The organism is Hyphomonadaceae bacterium BL14 (assembly GCA_027627705.1).
Classification (GTDB): Bacteria; Pseudomonadota; Alphaproteobacteria; order Caulobacterales; family Maricaulaceae; genus Oceanicaulis.
This window is the reverse complement of sequence record CP091242.1, coordinates 1,938,104-1,962,826: the sequence shown is the minus strand read 5'-3', so window position 1 is coordinate 1,962,826 and position 24,723 is coordinate 1,938,104. Positions and strand designations below refer to the sequence as shown.

Here is a 24,723-nt window from a genome sequence, read left to right as displayed (position 1 = left end):
GAGTTCCATCGTGATCTTTCTCTGGCGGCCGCGCGCCGCGCTCCCTCTGCTACCCGGCCTGGTGATCGCGCTGGTGCTGGCGGGCGCTGCGCTGATGGCATCGGGTGTGACCCCGGCCTGGCTTGGCGCGCCGGCGCTGGCGCTGTTGGCGGGCATGGCCTTGCGCGCCGGACTGGGCGGTGCGCCCGCCATCATCGAGCCGGGGCTGGCCACCGCCTATGGCCCGGTGCTGAAAGCCGCCGTCGTGCTGTTGGGCCTGCGCCTGGGCAGCCATGACATCGCGGCCATTGGCTGGCCGGGTGCCGCGCTGGCGGTGGCTGCGGTCGCTATCGGCTTTGCCGCAACACTGGGTCTGGCGCGCCTGATGGGCGTCGACCGCGACATGGCGCGGGTCATGGCTGCAGGGGTCTCCATTTGCGGTGCGTCGGCGGCGCTGGCCGCGGGCGCGGCGCTCAAGGCGCGGCAGGAAACCGTGACCACCACGCTGGCCGCTATCACCCTTATGGGCGGGCTCGCCATGGTCGCCATTCCGGTGATCGCTCACGCTGCTGGTCTCAGCGCATTGGCGGGCGGGGTCTGGGCCGGGGCGTCGTTGCACGAACTGGCCCACGCCACCGGCGCGGCCTCGGCCATGGGCGAGGAGGCTGGAGCAGCCGGCGTCAGCGCCAAGCTGATCCGGGTGGCCATGCTGGCCCCGGTGCTGATGCTGCTGGCACCGGGCGGGGCTCCGGGTTCAACCGGGCTCGGCCGGCTCTTGCCGCCCTGGTTCGTCACGGGCTTCGCCGCAGCGGCGCTGCTGGCCTGGCAGGCCCCCCTGCCGGCCGCGTTTATCGCGGCCAGCGCATGGCTTGCCTCCCTATTGTTCTGTGTGGCCCTGGCGGCGCTGGGGCTGGCCATTGATCCACGCCGGATCACGCAGGCCGGTTGGCGTCCGCTGGTGCTGTGCGCGCTGGCGTCCCTGATCCTTCTGGGGACCATTTTCGCCGGGGCCGCGCTGTTTCTGTAAGCCGGTCATTTTAGCTCTGGACACGACATAAGCATATCTTTATATCTGATCATGCGCCGATTTGAGCTTCAGCTTGCGGGCGCGGAACAAGTGCAGCTAAAGCGAAGCGACCGAGTGTTTGATGCGCCCTGACCGGGGCGTACGCGCCGTCCGGACGCTGTCTCCTGTTCCCGCCCGTGCGCTCAAGCGCCAGTTGTGACCGGAGACTGATATGACCGCCTTTCTGACCGCCCCGAAACCTGTCCAGACCAATGCTGACCGTTCCGCGATGGCCGTCCCTGTGACACTGGAAGCGCGTCTGGCGGCGCGCCGGGCCATGCTGCCCCTGCGCACTGTGATTCTGGGGTGCGGGGTCGTCGGCGGCGGTGTCATCGAGCATTTGCCGGACCCGCTGGTTCTTACCGGCATTCTGGCGCGCCGCCCGCGCCCCGGGGGCGGTTTTCCGGCCCCGGTTTTAACCGACCCGGATAGTGTGTTTGCGACCCGGCCCGATCTGGTCATCGAGGCGCTTCCGGGCGGCGGTGAGGCGGAAGCGCTTGTCGCCCGCGCCGTGGCAGAGGGCTGCCATGTGATCAGCGCCAACAAGGATGTGGCCGCGCGCCGTCCCGACCTGATCCGGGCCGCGCGGGCGGCGGGCCGGGTGTTCGTCCACTCCGCCGCGGTCGGTGGCGGTGCACCGGTGCTCGAAACCGTGCAGCGGCTGGCCGCGTCCGGTGCCGGGATTGCGCGGGTGCGTGGCGTGCTCAATGGCACGTCCAATTTCGTGCTGGACCGGCTGCAGGACGGTGTAAGCCTTGAAAGCGCCGTGGCGGCAGCTCAGGCAGCAGGCTTTGCTGAAGCCGATCCCGGCGCCGATCTTGACGGGCTGGACGCCGCCAACAAGCTGGTGCTGATCGCCCGCGAGGCCTGGGGCGTCAGCCTTGATCCGGCATCGGTGACGCGTGACTCCATCTCCTGCCTCCCCGCCAGTGCTGCACTCAGCGCCCGCCGGCAGTCGCGCCGCCTGCGTCAGGTGGCGCTGCTGGAGCGGGTGGGGAGCCGCGTGCGCGGCCGCGTCCGGATTGAAGCGCTGGACGAAACCGATGCACTGGCGCGCACCCGCGATGAGGGTAATTGCGTGGTGCTGACCCCGGAGCGCGGCGCGCAGGTGATCGTCGCGGGCAAGGGTGCCGGCCGCGCGCCCACCACGGCCAGCGTGCTGGGTGATGTGCACCGGCTGATTGCGGCGGTGTGCTCATGACCGCGCTGGCAAGACAGGCTGAACCGGCGCCCTGGCCGGTGGAGGATATCGTCTGCGGCTTCGCAGCACGCAGCGGTGCCTGGTATGAGGTCACCGGGCGCCTGGCGGGCGCGCCGGATGGGCCGGTGACTGTGGTGCTCGGCGGGATTTCCGCCGGGCGCAGGCTTTTGACAGACGCCGACGGTGAAGGCTGGTGGCCCGGCGTGGCAGGACCGGGCGGGGCGCTGGACCCGCGCCGGGGCCGGTTCCTCAGCCTCGATTGTCTCGGCAGCGAGGCGCGGCCCTTCCCCAGCGTCGAGGATCAGGCCGATGCGGTGCTGGCGCTCGCCGATGCTGCCGGGATCGAGCGCTTCGCGCTGGCCGGGGCGAGCTATGGCGGGATGATCGCGCTGGCCATTTGTGCGGCGGATCCCGCCCGGGTCCTGCGGGCGGACATTCTGTGCGCAGCAGCGCGTCCCCACCCCATGGCGGCGGCCTGGCGCTCCATCCAGCGCGAGATCGTTCATCTGGGTCTGGAGACAGGCCGCGGCGCCCAGGCGCTGGACCTGGCCCGGCGCCTGGCGATGACAACTTACCGCACACCGGAAGAGTTTGCCGGCCGGTTCGCCAGTCCCGCAGACACGCAATCCTATCTCGCCGCCTGCGGTGCGCGCTATGCGGCGGTGACAGACCCGGAACGGTTTCTGGTCCTGTCCCAGTCCATGGACGCGGTGGATATTGCGATGGAGACAATTGCCGTGCCGCTGCGCTTTCTGGCGGTCAATTCTGATCGGCTTGTCCCGGCGCAGGATGTGGAGGCCAGTGCCGCCCGCGCGCCCCGCGCCAGCGTCACCTGCATTGACAGCCTGTATGGCCACGACGGCTTCCTCAAAGAGGTCGAGGCGGTCAACGCCTTTCTGGCGGGGCGGTCATGAGCCGCATCAACACCCGCGCGGCGCGCGCAGGCATCAATGCCGATCCGGTGCAGGGCGCGGTGGTGGCGCCGGTCAGCCTGTCAGCTGCCTATCGCCGCAATGATCCGGCTGTGCCCGGAGCGTTCGACTATGCCCGCACCGCCCATCCGGGCCGGGACATGCTGGGACGCGCCATCGCCGATCTGGAGGGCGCAGCGGGCGCGGTGGTCACCGCATCGGGCATGGCCGCCATTGATCTGGTGCTCAATGACCTGCCCAACGGCGCGCGCATCGTCTGTGCCCATGACTGCTATGGCGGCACGCGCCGCCTGTTCGACGCGCGGGCGGCGCAGCGCGGGTTTGACCTGGTCTATGCCGATTGCACCGATCTGGAGGCGCTGGCCCGCGCCCTGGCACCCGGCGCGGCGCTCGCCTTTTTCGAGACCCCGTCAAATCCACGCCTGCGCCTGACCGATCTGGCGGCAGCGTGCGCGCTGGCGCGTGAAGCCGGTGCCCTGAGCGTGGTGGACAATACCGTGTTGTCGCCGGTGCTGCAGCGGCCACTGGAACACGGCGCGGATGTATCGCTGGCCTCGATCACCAAACTGATCAACGGACATTCCGACATGGTGGGCGGTGTGGTCTGCACGCGCGATGGCACGCTTGCAGAACGCCTGGCCTGGTGGGCCAATGCCGCCGGGACCGGCGGGGCCGCGTTCGATGCGTTTCTCGCCCTGCGGGGCCTGCGCACCCTGCCGGTGCGTGCGCGGGTGCAGTCGCAAAGCGCTCATCTGATTGCGGCGCGCCTCGAAGTCCATCGGTCCGTGGCGCGGGTGGACTATCCCGGGCTCGCCGGCCATCCCGGCCACGCCATCGCGGCGCGCCAGCAGGACGGGTTCGGGCCGCTTTTGAGCTTTGAGCTGACGGCGGGCGCGCACGCGGCACGCGCACTCACCCAGAGACTTGCCCTGTTCACCCTCGCCCAGTCGCTGGGCGGGGTGGAATCGCTGGTCTCCATCCCGGCCCTGATGACCCATGCTGCGATGAGCCCGCAGGCACGCGCCGACGCCGGCGTCGGCGATGGTCTGGTACGCCTGTCGGTGGGGCTGGAGGATGTGGAGGATTTGTGGGCCGATCTCGACGCAGCGCTAGGCGCGTCCTAGTCAAATCGCAGTGCGAAACCGGGTCCCGTGAGCGCGCGAAGCCCGCTAGTGTAGTCCCGCGACGTGTTGCACGCACATCAGGGAGATTCTCGCCATGGCCGCCCCTCTCGGCTCGAAAGCCAATCCGTCCCAGTATGACTGCTATCCCGATCTGGCCGAGGACGAGCCCTATTTCGTCATCCGCGCCCATGACGCCCTGTCCAGCGCGCTGGTCGAACTGCACGCCTATATCGGCGCGGGGCAGTCGGGGGCGGCGCACAACAAGCTGGCGGAGATTATGGAGCTGACCCGCGACCGCGCACCGCGCCCCGCAGGCAGCCCGAAATACCGCGAGACCTTCGCCATCTCCCAGTCCATGGAGCAATGGCGAGACACCCACCCCAAGAGCTGACGCGTCAGCCCTGCACGGCAACCGGCGCGCCGTGGGAAGCGGCGCGCCGGGTCAGTCAGGGGAACAAGTGTGCAGATATCGGACCCGGCCGGGCACGGGCTTGGGGGGAGGGGATCGCGCCCGGCCGGTCCGTCGCTCATCTGTGCAATCAGGCGGCAGACGCCTTTTTGGCACCGGAGAGCAGCTTGGCGCCGGTCCGGCCATCGGTGCGGCCATTGACCTCGATCCGGCGCGGCTTCATGGCCTCGGGTACTTCACGCTCGAGGCGGATCGTCAGAAGCCCGTTCTCAAGGCGCGCATCTCGGACCTGGATATGGTCAGCCAAGTGGAAGCGCCGCTCGAACGAGCGTTCCGCGATGCCGCGATGCAGGAAATTGCGCGCCTCCTGTGTGTCGCTGACGGCGCGCTTGCCGGCCACGGACAGGACGTTTTCCTGAACCTCGACATCAATATCGTTTTCCGAAAATCCGGCCACGGCCAGCTCGATCAGGTATTCGTGCTCGCTGACCTGCTCGATATTGTAGGGCGGGTAAGCGACACCGGTCTCCTGCTTGGCAGCGGTGTCGATCATGTCAGCCAGCCGGTCAAAGCCGACAATGGTCCGGTAAAGCGGGGTGAAGTCTACAGTACGCATCGTGATCCTCCTTCGAAGCGATCCGGCGTGCTCCCGGCAGGGGAGAACGCCCTTTGCAGTGGCTGTTCGCCCCCCTGTCCGGCCCGCCTCGGCAGCGCCGCACACAAAGGGCCGTGCGAATGTCAGGCCCCGTCTGGCGGCCCGACGAAACCGATGTGGGAATCGATTTTGCGCTCTGCAAGAGGCGCCCCGCCGACTTGCCGTATCCCCGGGTGTTGGCCATGACTTATGGGCCTGACCCAAACGGAGTTGCCTGATGATCCGGTCTGCCCGCCCTGTTTCCGCGCTGGCGCTTTGCGCCGGTTTCAGCCTCTGGCTCGCCGCATGCGGCGGTGAGGCACCCGATCCCGACGCGCCGGCAGTGCAAGAGCCCGTACCGGCTGCCGGCGACGCCGCGCCGGAGGATGGCGGCGGATCGGAGACCGCCGAAGCGCTGGACTTCACCCGGCTGGGCGATGTCACAGCAGCGCCTTGGCGCGATGCGGCGGCGCGGGCGCGCGATGCAGCGCGCAACCCTCTGGACACGCTGGAATTTTTTACCCTCGATCCGGCATCCACCATCGTTGAGATCTGGCCGGGCGGGGGCTGGTACAGCGATATTCTCGCGCCCTGGATTGCAGCCCATGGCGGAACCTATGTGGCGGCCTGGACGGCGGTTGAGCCGGACGATGCGGGCGCACTGGCCCTGCGCGAGCGGTTCGCGGCGCGCTTTGAGCAGCCCGCGTTCGGGAGCCTGAACCTGTCTGCTTTCGGCCCTGAAGGTTTCACCGGTCTTGAGCCCGGCACTGCCGATGCCATCGTGACCTTCCGAAACACCCATAACTGGATGGCCGGCGGCTTTGTCGAGACGGCCTATGAGGCCATGTTCGAGGCGCTCAGGCCCGGCGGGCTTCTGGGCGTGGTGGAGCACCGCCTGCCCGCCAACCGGGTCCAGGATCCGCGCGCGGCGTCGGGCTATGTGCAGGAAGACTACGTCATCGCACTCGCCGTGGAGGCGGGGTTTGAGCTCGTCAGCGCCAGCGAGATCAACGCCAATCCGGCGGACACAGCAGACCATCCGTTCGGGGTCTGGACCCTGCCGCCGGTGAGCCGCACCTCGCCGCTGGGCGAGCCGCATGACCCGTCCTTTGACCGTGCGCCTTTTGAAGAGATCGGGGAATCGGACCGTATGACACTGCTGTTCCGCAAGCCGGCGGCGCAATGATGCTCGCCGCCCTTCTGGCTGCGGTGGCGCTGGCGGGGCCGGCGCTTCCGGTGCCCGAGGCCCGCACCGTGCCGGCCGTGCGCGTGTTTGCTTTCTTGCGCGATTACCATGCGCTTCCCGCAGACGAGCGCAGCGCCTTTACCTTGCGATACACACTGGAGGCGGACCCGGACCCTGCCGGACGGGAATGGAGCTTCTGGACCCGGCTGGACGGGGAAGAGTGGCGTGTGCTGGAGCGCGCCCCTGACGGTGCTGTCGCGCCGCCCGATCCGGCACGCCTGTCAGCGGGCCTTCAGCTGGCCACCGATGCCCCTCAAGGAGCGGTGCAGGCGCATGTCAGCTTCACGCTCTCGGCTGCGCCGTCAGAGACTTACGATCTGGCTGAGCTGCAGGCGGCCTTGGCCCAGACCCGCGCCGCCATGCGCCGCTCGCTGGGCCTGCGCGCGCTGATCGCGCCGCGCCCGCGCCGCATCGATTTCACATTCGACGGGTCCGCGCCCGACGCCTTCGCCGTGTTTCCCGACGGCCGTGAGGTGGAGCTGACCAGCGTGTTTGAAAACGTGATCCAGCTTGATCCCGGCGCGCGCGAGCTGCGCGGCGCACAGACGATCCGCTTCGCCCGCGCGCCGCTCCATGCCGTGATTGTCGTGGCGAACTAGTTCGGCGGGCAGCGCCCGCCGGTCAGGCGCGCCACGGCGTCCGGATCGCTTTCCGTCTGCGCCGGCGTCACGCCCAGAAGGCAGGTGACCAGCAGGTAGAGATCGAGATGGCGCACCGGGCCGGTGGTCCGGCCTTGTGGGAAGGACGGGCCGGCACCGATCAGCACAGTGTGCATGGACGCATCGTTCGCGTCATAGCCATGGGTGCCGCGCATGGTCAGCGGCCGCTCGGGTGCAGGCAATTGTCCCGAGGTCAGCATCCAGCCGGCGTCCGCCATGATGAACACGTCCGGCCCGCGCGTGGGATGGTCGATGCGGATATGGTCCGGCATCTCGCCGCGCCGCCAGACGCGCAGGTTCGGGTGCAGGTCCACCATCGCCTGATAGGCCGCTTCGGCAGCGTCCGGATCATCGGCGTAGAGATTCATGTAGGGCTGATAGGAATTGCCCCAGCGCCCGTGCACTTCGGGGATGAACACCGAGCCGATATCGAAATGATCATCAATGGTGATGACGCGCTCGGCGCTGATCTGCGCCATGCCATGGTCGGACAGGAAGATGAAGTCGGTGCGCTCCAGCAGGCCACGGGCCTCAAGTTCGCGGATCATCTGGCCGAGAATGCCGTCTACGCGCTCGATTTCGGCGCCATAGCCGTCTGAGTCCGGACCGAAGCCGTGCCCGGCGCCGTCAGGCTGGTCGAAATACAGCGCGATCAGGCGCGGGCGCAGGGCTTCCGGCCCGTCCAGCCAGGTCATGGCCGCCGCCGGGCGGTCCTCATAGGGCATGACATGATGATAGGGGAACCAGCGCGTGGCGCGGTCACCGTCGAACGCGTTCTCCGATCCGAGCCAGAACTGAATCGCCGTGCGCACACCCTGGCGCTCGGCGGTGATCCAGAACGGTTCGCCCTGCCACCAGCGCGGGTCGCGCATGCTCTGGGGATTGGTGAAACGCTCGTTCAGTTCGCGGTCCCAGGTATTGTTGTTGAGGATGCCGTGACTTTCCGGCCACAGGCCTGTGGCCAGCGAGGTGAACTGCACGAAGGTGGAGGTGGGCGTGACCGGGATCAGGTGCTCGGCCTGCATACCCCGCGCGGCCAGTGCACGCATGTTGGGCACGTCATAGAGCTCCAGAGAATCCCAGCGCAGCCCGTCCACCGCGAACAGGACGACGAGCGTCTCTTCATCGCCGCTCGCGCGCGCTTCAGGGGCTGGCGCACCGGTCTGGGCCGTGGCGCAGCCGGCCAGCCAGAGGGTGGCGATCAGGGCGAGGGGGCGCAGGTGAAGGAGCATGATGATATCCTGGCTGGATCCGCGGCGGGGCAGACTGTCTACCCTGCCCCTATGACAGCCCGGCGACAGGGTCAATCAGGCCGGCGCCCGGACTGGCCCCGTCCCGCCTGGTCAGCAGCGTACCAGACCGCCACACACTTCCGGCGCGCCCTGGCAGCATTCATTGACCAGAAAGCCCAGAAGCTCGCGCACGGCGTCAAGGTCCGGCGCATAGATGCGCTGGCGCCCGTCCCGGCGCACCGTGACCAGCCCGGCACCCAGCAGGACGTTCAGATGGGATGACAGATTGGACGCGCTGACCTGCGCCGCATCGGCCAGCGCCCCCGCCGCCAGCCCTCCGGGACCGGCGCGCATCAAGGCGCGAAATACAGTCAGCCGCGTCTCGTGCGCCAGTGCGCCCAGGCGGGCGGAGGCCTGGCCGGTGAGGGCCTCAGGGCCTGTTGCGAGCGTATCTGCGGTCATGCGCCTTCTCTCGTTTCAGTGCCCATTTCAATATCTCTTGAAATATTGAAATGAGGATCGTATCACGGTCTCTCATGAGCGGCAAAACCGGTTTGATGGCGGGGCGTGCGATGAATGTTCTGATCCTGTGCACGGGCAATTCGGCGCGATCGATCCTGGGCGAGGCGCTGTTCGCCGCGCTGGGGGAGGGGCGCGTCACCGCCTTCTCCGCCGGGTCCAATCCCAAGGGGCAGCCGCACCCCGAGGCGCTCGCCACGCTGGCGCGCCATGGTCATGACATCTCCGGCTTCCGCTCCAAGCGCTGGGATGAGTTCGAGGTGCCGGGCGCGCCGGTCATGGATGCTGTGATCACGGTATGCGATTCAGCGGCCAGCGAGCCCTGCCCGGTCTGGCCCGGCGCGCCGTCCCGCGCCCACTGGGGCCTGCCAGATCCGGCCCATATCGATGATCCGGACACCTGCCGCGCGGCCTTTGAGGCGACGTATGCGGCGCTGGACGCGCGCGTCCGGCATGTGCTGGCCTCGGGTGCCGGCCCGCACGATCCCAAGGCGCTGAGCGCCGCCCTCAAAGCCGCCCATGAGGCCTGTTCATGACCGATATCGCCCAGGACAAGCCCGCCGCCGGGATCGGCCTGTTTGAAAAATGGCTCTCGGTCTGGGTGGCGCTGGCGATCCTGGCCGGGGTCGGGCTGGGCTATGTGTTTCCTGGCGCGTTCAATGGGCTGGCGGGGCTGGAATACGCCTCGGTGAACCTGCCTGTGGCGGTGCTAATCTGGGCCATGGTCTACCCGATGATGATCAGCGTGGACTTCACCAGCCTCGCCCGGGTGAGTGACAAGCCCAAAGGGTTGGTCATCACCCTCGTCGTAAACTGGTTGATCAAGCCTTTTTCCATGGCGGCTCTGGCAGTGGTGTTCTTCGAGTTTGTCTTTGCACCCTTCATCGAGCCCGAAGACGCCACACAATACATTGCCGGACTGATCCTTTTGGGCGCCGCGCCATGCACCGCCATGGTGTTCGTGTGGTCCCAGCTCACCAAAGGCGACCCGAATTACACGCTGGTGCAGGTGGCGGCCAATGACGTCATCATGGTGTTCGCCTTCGCGCCGCTGGTGGCGATCCTGCTGGGGGTCACCGATATCGCCGTGCCCTGGGACACGCTGATCCTGTCGACGGTGCTGTATGTAGTGATCCCGCTGGCCGCCGGTATTGCGACGCGGCTGTGGCTGACGCGCGGGCTGGCCAGGCCGGATGGCGAGGCGCGGGTGGCCGCCTTCACCGGACGGGTCAAACCGGCCTCGGTCATCGGGCTGATCGCCACGGTGGTTTTGCTGTTCGGCTTTCAGGGCGATGTAATCCTGGAACGTCCGCTGGTCATCGCCATGATTGCGGTGCCGCTGCTCATCCAGGCCTATGGCATTTTCGCCATCGCCTATGTGGCGGCCTGGGCGTGGAAGACGCCCCACCGCATCGCCGCGCCCTGCGCGCTGATCGGTACATCGAACTTCTTCGAGCTCGCCGTGGCGGTGGCCATCGTCATGTTCGGGGTCAATTCCGGCGCCGCGCTCGCCACCGTGGTGGGCGTGCTGGTGGAGGTGCCGGTGATGCTCTCGCTGGTCGCGCTGGCCAACCGCACGCGGCGTTTTTTCCCGGAGGGGTGAGGTCATGGCGGCTGATCTGAACGACACACCGCAAATGGACGAAGACGCCTTCCGCGCGCCGGAGATGGACCGTCTGTCCCCGCCCGTGCGCGCTAGCCACCGGCCGCGCATCCTGCTGCTCTACGGATCGCTGAGGGACGTATCCTATAGCCGTTTGGCCGCCGAGGAGGGCGCGCGCATTCTGGAGCGGCTCGGCGCGGAGACGCGCTTCTTCAATCCGTCCGGCCTGCCCTTGCCCGACGACACGGAGGCCAGCCACCCCAAGGTGGCCGAGCTGCGCGCGCTGGTGACCTGGTGCGAGGGCATGGTGTGGTCCAGTCCCGAACGCCATGGTGCGATGACAGGTGTCATGAAGAGCCAGATCGACTGGATCCCGCTCTCGCTGGGTGCCGTGCGGCCCACCCAGGGCAAGACGTTGGCGGTGATGCAGGTCTGTGGGGGCTCACAGAGCTTCAATGCGGTCAATCAGCTGCGCGTGCTGGGCCGCTGGATGCGCCTGATCACTATCCCCAACCAGTCTTCCATCGCCAAGGCCTGGCAGGAATTCGGCCCGGACGGCCGCATGCGGCCGTCGCCCTATTATGACCGGATCGTTGATGTGATGGAGGAGCTGGTCAAGTTCACCCTGCTGACGCGCGAGTGTGCTGATTATCTCGTGGACCGGTATTCCGAGCGCAAGGAAACCGCTGAGGCCTTGATGGCGCGGGTCAATCAGCAGGCTTTGTGAGGCGTGGCGTCCCACGCGCCTCGACACCGGGCACGGTCGCGCCGTAGCATCATGCGCCAGCCCTTGGAGCAGCCCATGATCCTCGCCGCCATCGCCTCTGCCGCCCTTCTGTCCACTGCCGAGGCGCCCGGATCCTATGAGTTGAGCCTTGAGGGGCGGGTGTGCCGCGTCGTGCTGGATGCGCCGAGCGCCGCGCCGGAAGGATCGCTGGTCGCCCTGGATGGCGCGGCCGGCCTGGTGCTGGCCTTCCCCGATTGCCCGGCGGGGCTGGATGAGGCGGCGTTCTGGCGTCTCAACACAGCAGACAGCGTTCTGACCCTGTTTGATGGCATGGGCGGCGTCCTGCTGACAGCGGCCCCGGACGATCGCCGTGGCTGGACTGGTGAGACTGCAGGCGGGGTCAGGGCCCGGCTGTCGCGCCGCTGAGCGCAGGCCTGCCCGCAGCCTCGACAAGACGCGCTGCCAGCGGCTAAACCGGCCCGGATAACCATCTCACAGACCCAAAGACGCCGCCCGCCAGAGGCGGCGCAAGGAGGAAGCCCCATGTCCGGCCCCCGCGAGATTCCCCACTTCATCAATGGCCAGCGCGTTGACGGGACGTCGGGCCGCTATGGCGATGTGTTTGATCCCAATACCGGCGTGGTGCAGGCGCGCGTGGGGCTGGCCAGCGCTGCAGAGCTCGGCCAGGCCGTGGCCGCCGCCAAAGCCGCCCAGCCGGCCTGGGCTGCCACCAATCCCCAGAAGCGCGCGCGGGTCCTGTTCCGTTTCAAGGAGCTGATGGAGCGCGAGATCGATGATCTGGCCTGGCTCCTGGCCACCGAGCACGGCAAGGTGGTCGCCGACGCCAAGGGCGATATCCAGCGCGGACTGGAAGTGATCGAGTTCGCCTGCGGCGTACCGCACCTGATGAAGGGCGAGTACACCGAAGGCGCCGGTCCCGGCATCGATGTCTATTCCATGCGCCAGCCGCTGGGCGTGGCGGCAGGCATCACCCCGTTCAACTTTCCCGCCATGATCCCGATGTGGATGTTCGGTGTGGCCATCGCGTGCGGCAACGCCTTCATCCTCAAGCCGTCGGAAAAAGACCCCAGCGTGCCGCTGCGTCTGGCCGAGCTGATGCAGGAGGCCGGCCTGCCCGACGGCATTCTGAACGTCGTCCACGGTGACAAGGAAGCGGTTGACGCCATCCTGCACCACCCTGACATCAAGGCGGTCAGCTTTGTCGGCTCGTCGGATATCGCCCAGTACGTCTATGTCACCGGCGCGCAGAACGGCAAACGCGTGCAGGCCATGGGCGGTGCCAAGAACCACGCCATCATCCTGCCCGACGCCGATCTCGACCAGGTGGTGCGCGATCTCATTGGCGCGGCCTTCGGCTCGGCCGGCGAGCGCTGTATGGCCCTGCCCGTGGCGGTCCCGGTGGGCGACAAGACCGCCGACGCGCTGATCGGGAAACTCCTGCCGGAGATCGAGAAACTGGTCCCGGGTGCCTCCACCGATCCCGATGCGGCCTACGGCCCGGTGGTCTCCGCCGCTCACAAGGCGCGGGTGGAAAGCTATATCCAGATGGGCGTGGATGAGGGTGCCGAGCTGGTCGTGGACGGGCGTGGCTTCTCCCTGCAGGGCTATGAGAACGGCTTCTTCATCGGGCCGAGCCTGTTCGACAAGGTGCGCGCGGACATGCGCTCCTATCAGGAAGAGATTTTCGGCCCCGTTCTTCAGATCGTGCGTGCCAACGACCTTGAAGAAGCCGCGCGCCTGCCCAGCGAGCATCCCTATGGCAATGGCGTGGCGATCTTCACACGCAACGGCCTGGCGGCGCGTGAGTTCGCCTCCAAGGTCAATGTCGGCATGGTCGGCGTGAACGTGCCGATCCCGGTGCCGGTGGCCTACCACACGTTTGGCGGCTGGAAGCGCTCGGCCTTCGGCGATACCAACCAGCATGGCATGGAAGGCGTGCGCTTCTTCACCAAGATCAAGACCGTCACCCAGCGCTGGCCCACCGGCGAAGTGACGGATCAGGCCTTCGTGATCCCGACGATGGGGTAGGGGTGCATGCCGGGTGGTAGGCTGGCGGTCGAACCCTAGTCGCCCAGGCGTTCCATGCCGAGAGACTGGTAAAGTTGCACCGCGCCGTGCGGGTTGGTGCTTTCGACCTTCAGATCAACGAAGGGCGCTTTACGTTCTGCGAACGCGCAGAACACGGCCTGCATGATGGCGGTCCCGAGTCCTGTTCGCCGCCAGCGTTCAGCGACGGCGATGTCCTTGACGAAGGCGGACGTCCAGCACTGAGCGAAACCGGCGATTTCATCGCCGTCCGCGTCCATGACGACAAAACAGAGTGCCGGGTCATACTCGCTGTCATCGCGCAGCTGGGGCCACCATTCATCATAGGGCCGCACCGCACCGCCTCCTGTGCGGTAGGCGTCGTTGAGCAGGCGGCACGCCTTGATGGCGTGGCGGGTTGGAGTGAAGGGCTCCGGACGCAGGCCATCCGGCCAGACAGGCCGGGCCAGGTCATCCAGATCCAGGACTTTGCGAAACCGTATTGCTTCGACGCTGCTCATCTGCCCTCGCACTCAGAGACCCAAAACTACCCGCGCTTGCGCATCAAGGCCACGTCCTTGACCGGAACGTCTATCTCCAGGCCCAGCCGCGCCGCCACATGGCGCAGGGTGGCTTCCCCATAGAATACGACATGGGTGGGGTCGAGGCGGTAGTGCCAGCGGGCGAAGGCGATGTCATCGGTCAGAAAGCCCGTCATCACGCCCAGCCAGCCACCGGGTTTCAGGAGGCCGGCGAGTGACTCGAACTCGGTCCAGGGATCGTGGAAATGCTCGGCGGTTTCGCTGCAGGTGACAAAGTCATAGTGCGCGTTCAGCACGGTGCGGTCCGGCGCGAAGAGCGGATCGTACAGCGCCATGGCGTGTCCGGCTTCGCTGAGCATGGCCGCCAGCGCCGGACCCGGCCCGCAGCCATAGTCGAGCCCGCTTGATCCCGGCTTGAGCCGCGCCATGAGCGGGTCCGCCAGCTTCGACAGAAATTGGCGATAGCCCGGATCATAAGGGTGGTTCCGGTGCAGGCGGTATTGGGCGTGCTCGGCCTCGCGCGGGAGGTGATGGCGCGCATTCATGAAAATCGCTGCACACGCATGGCAGCGCCCGTAATCCGTCCCGTCCACGCTGGCAAAGGGGATTGTTGCCCGCGCGCGGCAGACCGGGCAGCGGGCGGGCGCGGCTGCCCCGAGGGCTGCCTCCGGGGGTGCGGGCGTGGACATGGCGCGTGTTATAGACCCCGCCGCACTGAACGGAAGCCGCCCATGCCCACACCCCTGCACACAGAGCGCCTTGACGCCGTGCACGATGCCCTGCGGGCGTTGGGCGCGCGGCGCATCGCCGATCTGGGCTGCGGGGATGGCGATTTCCTGATCCGTCTGGCGCAGGATGAGGCCATCGAGCACATCACCGGTGTGGAGATCAGCCGTGCGCGGCTGGACGCGCTGGCGGCGCGCCTGGCGCAGGCGGGACCGGACGCGCAGGCGCGCGTCACCTTGCGCCATGATACGCTGATCGAAGCCGGGCGCTGGATCGGCGAGGCAGATTGTGTGGTCATGGTGGAGGTCATCGAGCATCTGGCGCCCGCCGAGCTCGGCCGGCTGGAGCGGCGCATCCTGCACGAGGCGCGCCCGCCCGCATTGATCCTGACCACCCCCAACGCCGAATACAATGCGCGTCTGGGCGTGCCGGACCACCGCTTCCGCCATCCCGAACACCGGTTTGAATGGAGCCGGGCGCAGTTTCGCGACTGGGCGCGGCGCGTGGCGCGCCGGGCCGGTTATGGCGCCGGCTTTCAGGACATGGGGGGCGTCGATCCAGATATTGGCGGCGCCAGCCAGATGGCCATATTGATCCGGCAAGGGAAAAGGGACTGAGCGCCCTAAGTCCCTAGATTTGCAGGCGGTAGCCGCCGGTTTCGGTGATCAGCAGGCGGGCGTTCTGGGGGTCGGGCTCGATCTTCTGGCGCAGCCGGTAGACATGGGTTTCCAGCGTGTGGGTATTGGCCTCGCGGTGATAGCCCCAGACCTGGTCCAGCAGCTCCTCACGCGCGACCGGCTTGCCGCTGGCGCGGTACAAATATCTGAGAATGCTGGTCTCTTTCTCGGTCAGGCGGATCTTTTTGTCCTCGGTGGTGAGCAGCAGCTTCATCGCCGGCTTGAACCGGTAGGGGCCCAGCGGCAGCACCGCATCCTCGCTGGCCTGATGGCGCTTGAGCTGGGTGTTCACCCGTTCGAGCAGCACCACGAAGGAGATCGGTTTGGCCAGAAAATCATCGGCACCCGACCGCAATCCCAGCACGTGATCGGCGTCGCCAGACTGGGCGGTCAACAAAATGATCGGCGTGCTTATCCCGGCCTTGCGCAAATGGCGGCAGGCCTCCCGACCGTCCATATCCGGCAGGCCGACATCGAGGATGATCAGGTCCACCGGCTCGGATTTGGCCAGCTCCATGCCGGGTTTGGCCGCGTCGGCGGTCAGGACGGCGAACCCGTCCTCGAAGCCGAACTGCTCGGCCAGCGCCTCGCGCAGGAGATCGTCATCATCAACCAGAAGAATGGTGTGGGTCGTCATGGCGGGCGCTCCCCTGGCCGGACGATGGAGCCGCCAGCCTTGCCTGTTCCGCCGCCCGGCGCAAGCGCGGGCGGTCGGCGGCTCACTACCGCAAGGCGCGGCGCGGGGCGATTGACGCATGGGTGAGCGGTGTCAAACTTTGCGTGATAGCGGCGGGGATAGCAGCGCCGCATTAGGGGGACAGATATGGACCAGGCCCGGTTTTTATGGTGCCAAAACCGCCCGGCACGGGGTCATGAGGACGCGTTTCGGGGTCATGAAGAGGCGTTTAGGGGTCAAGATCACCCACCATCTGTCACACCCGGCCCGGAAGGCGGCGCAGCCGTCACGTCCGGGTTTCTGGCGGGCGGCGGTTTTGGTCCTGTGCAGGCCGTCATCGGCCGTTCGGGTAGAATCGCGGCGGACCTGAAGCGAGAGGGCGACGGTGCCACCCCGACCGGCGCCTGGACGGTGCGCCGCGCGCTGTGGCGCGAGGACCGGCTGGACCGTCCGGACACCGCGCTGGTCCTGGACCCCATCGGGCCCCACGATGGCTGGTGCGATGACCCGGCGGACCCCGCCTATAACCGGCCTGTCAGACTGCCCTGGCCGGGCCGCCATGAGGTGATGACCCGCGAGGACGGGCTCTACGACATCGTGGTGGTGCTCGGCCATAATGACGACCCGCCGGTCCCCGGTCTGGGCTCGGCGATCTTCCTGCACTGCGCCAGTCCGGACTACCGGCCCACGGAAGGCTGTATCGCGATTGCGCGCGATGATCTGGTGGCGCTGCTGAAAGTGCTGAAGGCGGGTGATGTGATCGAGGTGGGGTGAAGCCCCCCTTCCTGAACACTCCGCTTGCGCTTCGCGCCGACGTGTTGTCCTGTCGCGCGCATTGTCCGTCCCAGCGTGAAGGGGAGCGCCATGCAGCTACAACAGGCGTCCTGGCCCGAGATCGAGGCCCATCTCAAGACCTCCAAAGGCATCGTCATACCCATCGGCTCGTTCGAGCAGCATGGGCCCAACGGGCTGATCGGCACCGACGCCATCTGCCCTGAAGTCATTGCGCGCGAGGCGGGTGATGCGGGCGGGTTCCTGGTGGGGCCGACCTTCAATGTGGGCGTGGCCCAGCACCATCTGGGCTTTCCCGGCTCGATGACGCTGCGCCCCTCCACCATGATTGCCGCGATCAATGACTGGATCGATTCACTGGTGCGCCACGGCTTCCGCCGGATCTATTTCCTCAACGGTCATGGCGGCAATATCGCCACCATCTCGGCGGCGTTCGCCGAGAGCTATGCGGCCTGGTCCATGGATGGCGATGCCTGCCCCTACAAGCTGCGCCAGATGAACTGGTGGGAGCTGCCGGGCGTCATGCCGGTGTGCAAGTCGATCTTCCCGGTGGGCGATGGCAGCCACGCCACGGCGTCGGAAGTGGCGGTGACGTATTACGCGTATCCGGACGCCCGGAAGGATGTGGTCATGACGCCGACCATCGCGCCGGAAGGCTCGTTTACGGACGCCGCTGACTACCGGCGCAATTTCCCGGACGGGCGCATCGGGTCGGACCCCTCCCAGGCGACGCCGGAGAAGGGTGCCCAGATCGTCGCGGCGGCCCGGGACTCGCTGGTGCGCGACGTGGAGGCCTTCTTCAAGGGCTAGAGCGTTATCCGACCTGACTGCGTCAGGCCGCACACTCCAGCTTTTGATCTGGAGCGCAATTTTTCCGAAAACCGGTTCCCACTTCTCAGATTGCGCTCCAGGTTATTTGCGTGCCAGGGGCCAGAGCAGCTCCCGGCGCGCGCTGACCGGCGTCATGTTCTCGATGCCGTACGTGTTCGGATAGCGCCGCGTGATCAGCGCGGTGCCGAACAGCACGTCCCAGAAGAACAGGAGATTCCCGTAATTGCCCTTGTAACGGGTGACGCCGTCTGTGGCGTCCAGCCCGTGATGGGCGGCGTGGGTGGCGGGGGTGGAGATGGTGCGCTCGATGAGCCACATCACCGGCGACAGCGCCCTGATCCGGTAGAGCGGCTCGTCCCAGCGCCAGCTGGAATGGGCGGCGAAGATGACCGTCATCTTGATGATCAGATAGACCACATAGACCGGTCCGAATCCCAGATGGACCAGCACCGCCGAGATCCAGATGCCCGGCATGAGCAGGTAATAGAAAAGATTATTCCGGTAGACGATCCGCACGCTCATATAGGCGCCCGAATGATGGGCCCGGTGCAGATTGTAGAGCCACGGGATCTGATGGTTCAGCCGGTGCCACCAGTACTGGGTCATGTCGTCGCCCACGAGCAGGATCAGAACCATCGCCCAGACCGGGAGAAAGGCCAGTGCGCCCGCCGAGCCCGGACGGATCATCTCCACCAGCAGCGGCGCCACCGCGAAGATCGCCGGCACGGTCAACAGGATGATGGTGAGGGTGGAAACCGCCTCGATGACGGCATCGCGCGCGCCTGCGCGGTCCTTCGGATTGAACCGGCCCAGAATGATTTCCAGCAGGGCGAAGCCGATGAAAATCGCCGGAATGAGGATCTGGTAGGACGACATGGGCGCTCTCCGGTGCGTATCGCACGCCAGACTGGACCGCCCCACGCATAACATCCAATATCAAAAAAACATTCTGTCATGCATGAAAGGTATGGCATATGGACGTTCGCGAAGCGCGATTGCTGACCGCCTGCGCCGGTGCCGGGACCATCACCGCCGCGGCGCAAGCGCTGAATGTCTCCCAGCCGGCGGCGTCGCGGACGCTGGCCCAGATCGAGGCGCGCCTCGGGGGTGCCGTGTTTGACCGCACCGGGCGCCGTCTCGTCCTGACCGCACTGGGCGCGGCGATTCTGCCCCGGGCGCAGGCTCTAGTGCAGCAAAGCGCCGATCTGATCGCCCAGGCGCGGGCCTGGCGTTCGGGCGAGGATGGCGCGCTGACCGTGGGGGCGGGTCCCGCAGTGGCCTTCTATCTGCTGCCCGCGGCGCTGGCCGCTTACTATGGCGCCGGACGCCAGGTCCGGCTGCGCGTGCAGGCGGGTGCTTCCGACCAGCTCATTGATGCGGTGCGCAGCGGCCTGCTGGATATGGCAGTGTGCGACAGCGAGCCGGCCGAGGGCGACCGCGCGCTGGAGATAACGGGTTTGCCGGGCGTCGCCATCGCATCGGCGGTCCGGCCGGGCCATCCTGCCCTGGCGGGCGCGCCGCTCGCGGATTTTCCCGTCGCCTCCGCCACGCCGCCCGCCCGCATGCGCCGGGCGTCCTGGCCCTGGCCGTCCACAGACGCCAACCTGGTCAGTGATGATTACGCCTTGCTGGCCCAGGTGTGCGCGGTGTCGGACCATGTTCTGGTCGCCCCCGAGCCTGTGCTCGCCCGGCTGGTCGCGCAGGGGACGCTATGCCTGGCCAGCGCGCCATTCGACAGGCTGGTGGTGCATCCGGGCGTGATCACCCGCGCCGGCGCGCCCGACAGTGCCGCGCGCGACGCCCTCAGGCGCGCGGTGATTCACGCGGCCGCCGTCTGAGCCTGGGCTCAGGCGGCGTCCTCGAGCTGATTGCGGAAGTGCGCCAGTTCCGCGCCCAGGCGGTTCGCAGCGGACGCCAGCCCGCGGGCGGCCTCCTCAAAGCGGATGGCGGCGTTATCGGCGCGCGCGGCGGCACCGGTGACGGCGCTGGCTTCTTCGCCGACCCGGGCCGTGGAGCCGGCAGCGTCAGAGGCCAGGCGTGCGATCTCGTCCGTTGCGCTGGACTGTTCGGCAAAGGCGTTGCGCGCGCTGGACGATGCATCGCGGATTTCCGAAATGGTGCGTGCGATGCCGGTGAGCGCATTGTTGGCTGAATCGGCGGCCGTGCGCATCGCCTCGATCTTGCTGCGGATATCACCGGTGGCGCGGGCGGTCTGGACCGCCAGCTGCTTGACCTCGCTGGCGACCACCGCAAAGCCCTTGCCCGCCTCGCCGGCGCGGGCTGCCTCGATGGTGGCGTTCAGCGCCAGAAGATTGGTCTGCTCGGCAATGGCGCTGACCAGTTCAGCGATGTCCTCGATCTCGCGCGCGGCGCTGTGCAGCTCCTCCATGGAGCCGCCTGCGCGGCCCGCTTCGGTCTCGGCGCGCATGGAAATCTCGTCCGCTGTACCCAGCGTGCGGGTCACCTCCATGATGGAGGCGGACAATTCCTGGGCCGCGGATGCGACCGCCTCGACATGGGCGCTGGTGTCGCGCGCCTGACCGGCGGCACCCTCGGCGCTGGCGCGTGTTGCGCCGGCGTCAGTGCGTAGCTGCCCCGCGAGTTGACCCAGCTCGCCGGAGGCGGCCTGGAGATCTGTGAGAACGGTGGTGACGCTTTGCTCGAAGGCGCTCGACACCGCGGCGATGGTCTCGCGCGAGCGGGCGATTTCGGCCTGGCGCGACCGGTCGGCGGCCATCAGCTGGTCGGCTTCGCCGCGCGCCGTTTCGGACAGGCCCAGCGCCGTGTCCGCCTCGCTCAGCGCCCGGGCAACGCCATGGGCCAGCCAGATCAGAAGACCGGTCTGGGCGATCACGATGACCGCGTGAAAGATGACCCGGCCAAAATCCGCCCCGTCGGGGAAGATCGCAGCGGGCAGCAGGAAGTTGAGACTGAGATGGTGCAAGGCGGCCGCGGCGGCGGCCGCGATCAGGGCGCGCCAGTCGACCAGCACCGTGACGGCTGCCAGTGCGGCGAAGAAGGTCATGTGCATGTCGATCTGCCACGGATGACCACTCATCAGATAGGTCAGCGCGGCGGGGAAGGCCATCATCGAGGCCCCGAACACAGCCCGCGTGGTCCATACATTCGGTGCGGTGCGCCATGACAGGCCGGTCAGCAGGACGGCCGCGCCCATGAAGACCGTTCCGGTGATCGCCCGGCCCATATCGATGATCAGCCCTGCGCCGAGATAGAGCACGGTCAGGCCACACAGCGTGAAGAACAACACCTTCATGGCATTGGCACGGACAGTATCGAGACGGCTCATGAGCGAAGCTCCTCTGGAGACTGGGCGGCGGTACAGCCGCCCAGGATAACAGGATCGGCGATAAGCCAGGCGCCGGCCTGGCGCAGGGCAGCCTGTCCGGCGGGTGTTTCGATATTCACGATCACCGTGCCGGGTGCGCGGCCGAACCGCACGATGTCGACACCGGCGCCCGCCGCAGCCAGCGCGATCTGAGACGGCGTTGAGGACGGGTGGAACAAGACAGCCGCCTGACCGGTTTCAGGCGCGCCCAGCACTGCGCCGGCCACCGGCAGGGTCGCGCACAGAGTCAGGCAAAGCCCGAGACACACACCTGGAATACTGGAACCGGCCATCGCATCCGTCGCATTGAACACCAGGCGACAGGGTTAGCGCGGTCAGGGTTAACAGCGCGTTTGGCGTGTGAGCGGCCGGATCAACCCCAGGGCCCCCCGAAGCCTCCGCGCGGGGCGTCATCGCCCTCGATCGTGCCGCCCCAGGGACCGCGATGGCCCCAGGGTCCGGCGGGCGGGGTGGGTGCCGACCCGCCAAGCTCGCGCAGGCGCGCGATCCGGTTGGCGGTGGCCGGGTGGGTAGAGAAGAGATTATCCGCGCCCTGACCGTTGAGCGGGTTGATGATGAACATGTGCGCGGTGGCCGGGTTGCGCTCGGCGCTTTCATTGATGGTGCGCCGCGCGCCGCGCTCGATCTTCTCCAGCGCGCTGGCGAGCCATTGCGGCTGGCCGCAAATCTCCGCCCCGACGCGGTCGGCCTCGTATTCGCGCGCGCGCGAGATCGCCATCTGGACCAGGCTGGCGGCAATCGGTGCCAGGATCGCCAGCGCCAGCGCCGCGATAATCCCGCCGCGCTCGCGCCCGCCGCCGAAGAACAGGGCGAAATTGGCCAGAAAACCGATGGCACCCGCAATGGTGGCGGTGACCGTCATGGTCAGGGTGTCGCGCATTTTCACGTGAGCGAGCTCATGGGCCATCACACCCATCACCTCTTCGCGGCTGAGCTGGGCGAGCAGGCCTGTGGTCGCGGCCACGGCGGCGTTGTTGGGATTGCGGCCCGTGGCAAACGCGTTGGGCTGGGGGTTGTCGATGACGAAAATGCGCGGGACGGGCATGCCGGCGCTCTCGGCCAGGCGCGCGGTGTCGGATGCGTACTGATACAGGCGCGGGTCGCGCTCCTCGGGCAAGATCTCGCGTGCGCCATGCATGCGCAGCACAATCTTGTCGGCGTTCCAGAACGCAAACAGGTTCATCGCTGCGGCCACGCCCAGCGCCAGAATCGCGCCCGCGGCGCCGCCGATCATGAACCCGACCCCCATGAACAGGGCGGTCATCGCCGCCAGCAGCATGAAGGTCCTCAAACCGTTCGCAGTCATGTGCGCTGTGTCCATTCTGACTTGGCCGTCCGGGCCGTGAGCTCTATCTATCTGGGCAAGCATCAGCGGAACTGCAAGCGATGACCGTCCCGTCCGACACGGAAGATAAACCGGTAAGCCCGGCGGCCCAGCGTGCGCTGGCCGAGGCCGAGGTGCGCCGCGCAGCGGCGAGGGCCGAGGCGGAGCGGCAAACCGAGCTCGGCGGGCCCAAAGGCCCCGAACCCACGCGCTATGGCGACTGGGAGAAAAAAGGCATCGCGTATGATTTCTGAGCGTTAACCAAGCTTAACGCTCGCAGGCTCTGAGGCTTGTGTTAAACTGGCACACATGAGCTGGATCATCGCTGCCCTTGCTGCTGCCCTGAACGCCGGCCCGGCCCTGGCCGGAGGCCCGGACGCGCCTCATGGCGGGGCGGGCGCTTACACGCCCGTGCGCCCGCTCCATGATGCGCCTCATGCCGATCCGCGCCCTGCGCCGTACGCAGGCCCTGCGCCGTCAGCAGAGCAAGGCGGGCGGTACCGGGCCCCGCGCACCGTCCAGCTGTCACCGCACTTCTTCCATGGACCCCTGACGGGCGGCGTCGCGCGCCCGCCGGTGCAGGTCTACGCGGTGCGCCAGGTCTATGTGACCGGTGGCGCGCCGTTCGGCCCAGTCCATGGCGGCGCGACCTATGGCGGCCCGGTCTCCGCCGGGCAGGCGGCGGCCGTGCGCGGTCTGGGGCAGGGCGGGTCCCGGTAATCACCCACGCCCCGACGCAAAACGGCCCGGCGTGATGCGCCGGGCCGTTGCGTGTGTGTCTGGCGCTGCGGTTCAGCGCGGCGACAGGATCATGGTCATCTGGCGGCCTTCGAGCTTGGGCTCGAACTCCACCTTGGCGGTCTCGGCGAAATCGGCCTTGACCCGGTTCATCACGTCCATGCCCCGGTCCTGGTGCGCCATTTCGCGGCCCCGGAAGCGCAGGGTGACTTTCACCTTGTCGCCTTCTTCAAAGAACCTGGCCATCGCGCGCGCCTTGACCTGATAGTCGTGCACATCGATGCCCGGACGCAGCTTGATTTCCTTGACGTCCTGCGTCTTCTGGTTCTTTCGGGCTTCCGCCTTCTTTTTCTGTTCCTGGAATTTCAGCTTGCCGTAATCGATGATCTTGCACACGGGCGGATCAGCGTTGGGCGAAACCTCGACAAGATCCAGACCTGCCTCTTCGGCGGCTGCGAGAGCCGAATCGAAGGGCACGATCCCTTGTTTCTCGCCATGTTCATCGATCAGGAGCACCCGCGGTACGCGGATCTCCCGGTTGATGCGCGGGCCCTCTTTTTTGGGCGGCGGCGCGGCATGCGGGCGTCGAGCTATGCGTCTTCTCCATGGAAGCTGACTACGGAAATACCAGAATACAGATTCTGAGGCTGTTCGGGTAGGGAATATCGCGAGGATGGCCGCAAATGCAAGGCGCTCACGCCGCCACGCCCGCATCGGCGAAGCCGCCGGCACACCGCATCGCCTGCACCGCTTCGGCGGCGTTGATCTGCGCAAGTGTGGGCGCGTGCATCAAAAGTGTCGGCGACGCGCCGCGCGGCGCCGAATAAATCGGGGCGGTTTCGCCCGGATGAAACAGGACGGCGGGCGAGCCGGCGGCCACGATGAGGTGCAGAAGCGCCACATCCTCGCCAAAGGCGCACTGGGCCTGGCGGCCCAGCCCGGCCAGCTGGATCAGATTGGCGCGGCCCGTCAGATCGCGGGTGCCGGGCGTGATATGGGCGATATAGCGCCCCAGCTCACGCGTCGACGGGCCGCCCACGATGACCGGCTCGACCCCTTTCTGGCGCAGCTCATGGGCCAGGGAGGCCCAGCGTTCCTTGGGCCAGCGCTGGGCTGGCAGGCTTTCATCCCCGGCCGGGCAGAACAGGGCGTAGCGCGGCTGCAGGCCGAAATAGGCCGGGTCCAGCGTGCGCGAGCGCTTGGCCACGAAGTCCACCCAGTCAAGCTCCGGCCCGGCGGCTTCGCCCAGCGCGTGCCCGACGCGGCACAATCCGGCAGCGCCCAGCCTGTCGGCGACCTGGTCCAGCGGATGGCCGGTTTTTTTGGAATCAGCGATCGCCTCAATCCAGCGCACGCGCGCAAAGCGCATGGCCCGGCGGATTTTCGCCGAGGCATCATTGGAGCCCAGATCATAGACGATATTGAAGCCCGAATTGCGCGCGGCCTTCATGCGCTCGAAGAAATTCTTCTTGGCGGCATCGGCCAGGGTCGTCTCTACCGCGTTGAAATACGGGCAGTATTTCAGAAGGCCTTCAAAGTCGGGACCGGTCAGCAGAGTGATGCGCGCCGTGCGGTGATGGCTGCGGATCAGGCGCGCAGCCGCCAGCATGCGCACCACGCTGGTGAGGTCACCGTCGTGGAGCACGAGAATCTGTTGTTTGTCAGCCTCGCCC

30 protein-coding genes are annotated in these 24,723 nt (G+C 67.3%); 18 read left to right on the top strand and 12 right to left on the bottom strand.

The genetic code is table 11. The features are described 5' to 3' along the window. Positions 1–10: 10 nt before the first annotated feature. From L2D00_09510 to L2D00_09490, 5 genes are all read left to right on the top strand, one after another. On the top strand, positions 11–1,006 hold the full coding sequence (locus tag L2D00_09510) for a putative sulfate exporter family transporter (protein WBQ12080.1): 996 nt from the start codon (positions 11–13) through the stop codon (positions 1,004–1,006). 211 nt (positions 1,007–1,217) lie between these two features. After that, positions 1,218–2,246, top strand: coding sequence for a hypothetical protein (locus tag L2D00_09505; GenBank protein WBQ12079.1), 1,029 nt, complete (start codon positions 1,218–1,220; stop codon positions 2,244–2,246). Next, positions 2,243–3,160, top strand: coding sequence for an alpha/beta fold hydrolase (locus L2D00_09500; GenBank protein WBQ12078.1), 918 nt, complete (start codon positions 2,243–2,245; stop codon positions 3,158–3,160). The genes L2D00_09505 and L2D00_09500 overlap by 4 nt, the downstream gene beginning before the upstream one ends. Next, the gene (locus tag L2D00_09495) at positions 3,157–4,302 is read left to right on the top strand and encodes a PLP-dependent aspartate aminotransferase family protein (GenBank protein ID WBQ12077.1); all 1,146 of its coding nucleotides are present in this window, start codon (positions 3,157–3,159) and stop codon (positions 4,300–4,302) included. The genes L2D00_09500 and L2D00_09495 overlap by 4 nt, the downstream gene beginning before the upstream one ends. A gap of 94 nt (positions 4,303–4,396) precedes the next feature. Further along, positions 4,397–4,693, top strand: a complete 297-nt coding sequence (locus L2D00_09490; GenBank protein ID WBQ12076.1) for an aspartate decarboxylase — start codon at positions 4,397–4,399, stop codon at positions 4,691–4,693. A gap of 148 nt (positions 4,694–4,841) precedes the next feature. Here L2D00_09490 and L2D00_09485 read toward each other — a convergent pair whose 3' ends face one another. Beyond that, positions 4,842–5,327: an Hsp20 family protein gene (locus L2D00_09485; GenBank protein ID WBQ12075.1), complete on the bottom strand. Its 486-nt coding sequence runs from the start codon at positions 5,325–5,327 to the stop codon at positions 4,842–4,844. 256 nt (positions 5,328–5,583) lie between these two features. Between L2D00_09485 and L2D00_09480 the strand changes: the two genes are divergently transcribed. Further along, positions 5,584–6,531: a hypothetical protein gene (locus tag L2D00_09480; protein WBQ12074.1), complete on the top strand. Its 948-nt coding sequence runs from the start codon at positions 5,584–5,586 to the stop codon at positions 6,529–6,531. Next, the gene (locus L2D00_09475; GenBank protein WBQ12073.1) at positions 6,528–7,190 is read left to right on the top strand and encodes a hypothetical protein; all 663 of its coding nucleotides are present in this window, start codon (positions 6,528–6,530) and stop codon (positions 7,188–7,190) included. Before L2D00_09480 ends, L2D00_09475 begins: the two co-directional genes overlap by 4 nt. Here L2D00_09475 and L2D00_09470 read toward each other — a convergent pair. Both L2D00_09470 and L2D00_09465 read right to left on the bottom strand, forming a co-directional pair. After that, positions 7,187–8,482, bottom strand: coding sequence for an ectonucleotide pyrophosphatase/phosphodiesterase (locus L2D00_09470; GenBank protein WBQ12072.1), 1,296 nt, complete (start codon positions 8,480–8,482; stop codon positions 7,187–7,189). The genes L2D00_09475 and L2D00_09470 overlap by 4 nt on opposite strands. Before the next feature lie 111 nt (positions 8,483–8,593). Further along, positions 8,594–8,944 carry an ArsR family transcriptional regulator gene (locus L2D00_09465; GenBank protein WBQ12071.1) on the bottom strand — a complete coding sequence of 117 codons (351 nt, stop codon included), beginning with the start codon at positions 8,942–8,944 and terminating at the stop codon, positions 8,594–8,596. 74 nt (positions 8,945–9,018) lie between these two features. Between L2D00_09465 and L2D00_09460 the strand changes: the two genes are divergently transcribed. The 5 genes from L2D00_09460 to L2D00_09440 all read left to right on the top strand — a co-directional run bounded on the left by L2D00_09460 (position 9,019) and on the right by L2D00_09440 (position 13,380). Then, on the top strand, positions 9,019–9,537 hold the full coding sequence (locus L2D00_09460) for an arsenate reductase ArsC (protein ID WBQ12070.1): 519 nt from the start codon (positions 9,019–9,021) through the stop codon (positions 9,535–9,537). After that, the gene (gene arsB, locus L2D00_09455) at positions 9,534–10,604 is read left to right on the top strand and encodes an ACR3 family arsenite efflux transporter (GenBank protein ID WBQ12069.1); all 1,071 of its coding nucleotides are present in this window, start codon (positions 9,534–9,536) and stop codon (positions 10,602–10,604) included. The genes L2D00_09460 and arsB overlap by 4 nt, the downstream gene beginning before the upstream one ends. A 64-nt stretch (positions 10,605–10,668) precedes the next feature. Continuing rightward, positions 10,669–11,331, top strand: a complete 663-nt coding sequence (gene arsH / locus L2D00_09450; GenBank protein ID WBQ14502.1) for an arsenical resistance protein ArsH — start codon at positions 10,669–10,671, stop codon at positions 11,329–11,331. Positions 11,332–11,406: 75 nt separating this feature from the next. Beyond that, on the top strand, positions 11,407–11,757 hold the full coding sequence (locus L2D00_09445; protein WBQ12068.1) for a hypothetical protein: 351 nt from the start codon (positions 11,407–11,409) through the stop codon (positions 11,755–11,757). A gap of 117 nt (positions 11,758–11,874) precedes the next feature. Continuing rightward, complete coding sequence (locus L2D00_09440) at positions 11,875–13,380, top strand: CoA-acylating methylmalonate-semialdehyde dehydrogenase (protein ID WBQ12067.1); 1,506 nt, start codon at positions 11,875–11,877, stop codon at positions 13,378–13,380. 35 nt (positions 13,381–13,415) lie between these two features. Here the strand turns inward: L2D00_09440 and L2D00_09435 are convergent, their stop codons facing one another. Then, positions 13,416–13,898, bottom strand: a complete 483-nt coding sequence (locus L2D00_09435; GenBank protein WBQ12066.1) for a GNAT family N-acetyltransferase — start codon at positions 13,896–13,898, stop codon at positions 13,416–13,418. 26 nt (positions 13,899–13,924) lie between these two features. Further along, on the bottom strand, positions 13,925–14,608 hold the full coding sequence (locus L2D00_09430) for a class I SAM-dependent methyltransferase (protein ID WBQ12065.1): 684 nt from the start codon (positions 14,606–14,608) through the stop codon (positions 13,925–13,927). A 42-nt stretch (positions 14,609–14,650) separates the two neighbouring features. Between L2D00_09430 and L2D00_09425 the strand changes: the two genes are divergently transcribed. Next, positions 14,651–15,262 carry a class I SAM-dependent methyltransferase gene (locus L2D00_09425; GenBank protein ID WBQ12064.1) on the top strand — a complete coding sequence of 204 codons (612 nt, stop codon included), beginning with the start codon at positions 14,651–14,653 and terminating at the stop codon, positions 15,260–15,262. Positions 15,263–15,275: 13 nt separating this feature from the next. Here the strand turns inward: L2D00_09425 and L2D00_09420 are convergent, their stop codons facing one another. After that, a complete protein-coding gene (locus tag L2D00_09420) occupies positions 15,276–15,959 on the bottom strand; it encodes a response regulator transcription factor (GenBank protein ID WBQ12063.1) in 684 nt (227 codons plus the stop codon). Between the two features lie 363 nt (positions 15,960–16,322). Between L2D00_09420 and L2D00_09415 the strand changes: the two genes are divergently transcribed. Both L2D00_09415 and L2D00_09410 read left to right on the top strand, forming a co-directional pair. Further along, positions 16,323–16,772, top strand: coding sequence for a L,D-transpeptidase family protein (locus L2D00_09415; GenBank protein WBQ12062.1), 450 nt, complete (start codon positions 16,323–16,325; stop codon positions 16,770–16,772). Between the two features lie 90 nt (positions 16,773–16,862). Further along, the gene (locus L2D00_09410) at positions 16,863–17,600 is read left to right on the top strand and encodes a creatininase family protein (GenBank protein ID WBQ12061.1); all 738 of its coding nucleotides are present in this window, start codon (positions 16,863–16,865) and stop codon (positions 17,598–17,600) included. Positions 17,601–17,702: 102 nt separating this feature from the next. On the opposite strand, the gene L2D00_09405 is transcribed toward L2D00_09410, so the two are convergent. Further along, positions 17,703–18,497, bottom strand: a complete 795-nt coding sequence (locus tag L2D00_09405) for a sterol desaturase family protein (protein ID WBQ12060.1) — start codon at positions 18,495–18,497, stop codon at positions 17,703–17,705. Positions 18,498–18,595: 98 nt separating this feature from the next. Here L2D00_09405 and L2D00_09400 point away from each other — a divergent pair, with 98 nt between their 5' ends. Continuing rightward, entirely contained in the window at positions 18,596–19,459 is an 864-nt protein-coding gene (locus tag L2D00_09400; GenBank protein ID WBQ12059.1) for a LysR family transcriptional regulator, read from the top strand. An 8-nt stretch (positions 19,460–19,467) separates the two neighbouring features. Here L2D00_09400 and L2D00_09395 read toward each other — a convergent pair whose 3' ends face one another. From L2D00_09395 to htpX, 3 genes are all read right to left on the bottom strand, one after another. Next, on the bottom strand, positions 19,468–20,928 hold the full coding sequence (locus tag L2D00_09395; GenBank protein WBQ12058.1) for a methyl-accepting chemotaxis protein: 1,461 nt from the start codon (positions 20,926–20,928) through the stop codon (positions 19,468–19,470). Beyond that, positions 20,925–21,260, bottom strand: coding sequence for a hypothetical protein (locus L2D00_09390; protein WBQ12057.1), 336 nt, complete (start codon positions 21,258–21,260; stop codon positions 20,925–20,927). The genes L2D00_09395 and L2D00_09390 overlap by 4 nt, the downstream gene beginning before the upstream one ends. Positions 21,261–21,340: 80 nt before the next feature. Then, positions 21,341–22,294 (bottom strand): zinc metalloprotease HtpX, encoded by a 954-nt coding sequence (gene htpX / locus L2D00_09385; GenBank protein WBQ12056.1) that lies wholly within the window; start codon positions 22,292–22,294, stop codon positions 21,341–21,343. An 80-nt stretch (positions 22,295–22,374) separates the two neighbouring features. On the opposite strand from htpX, the gene L2D00_09380 reads away from it, so the two are divergent. Both L2D00_09380 and L2D00_09375 read left to right on the top strand, forming a co-directional pair. Continuing rightward, positions 22,375–22,566 carry a DUF1674 domain-containing protein gene (locus tag L2D00_09380; protein ID WBQ12055.1) on the top strand — a complete coding sequence of 64 codons (192 nt, stop codon included), beginning with the start codon at positions 22,375–22,377 and terminating at the stop codon, positions 22,564–22,566. Positions 22,567–22,621: 55 nt separating this feature from the next. Continuing rightward, positions 22,622–23,032 (top strand): hypothetical protein, encoded by a 411-nt coding sequence (locus L2D00_09375; GenBank protein WBQ12054.1) that lies wholly within the window; start codon positions 22,622–22,624, stop codon positions 23,030–23,032. A 72-nt stretch (positions 23,033–23,104) separates the two neighbouring features. On the opposite strand, the gene infC is transcribed toward L2D00_09375, so the two are convergent. Together infC and L2D00_09365 are read right to left on the bottom strand one after the other, a co-directional pair. After that, positions 23,105–23,566 carry a translation initiation factor IF-3 gene (gene infC / locus L2D00_09370; GenBank protein WBQ12053.1) on the bottom strand — a complete coding sequence of 154 codons (462 nt, stop codon included), beginning with the start codon at positions 23,564–23,566 and terminating at the stop codon, positions 23,105–23,107. 178 nt (positions 23,567–23,744) lie between these two features. Continuing rightward, a complete protein-coding gene (locus L2D00_09365; GenBank protein WBQ12052.1) occupies positions 23,745–24,695 on the bottom strand; it encodes a glycosyltransferase family 9 protein in 951 nt (316 codons plus the stop codon). Positions 24,696–24,723: the final 28 nt, after the last annotated feature.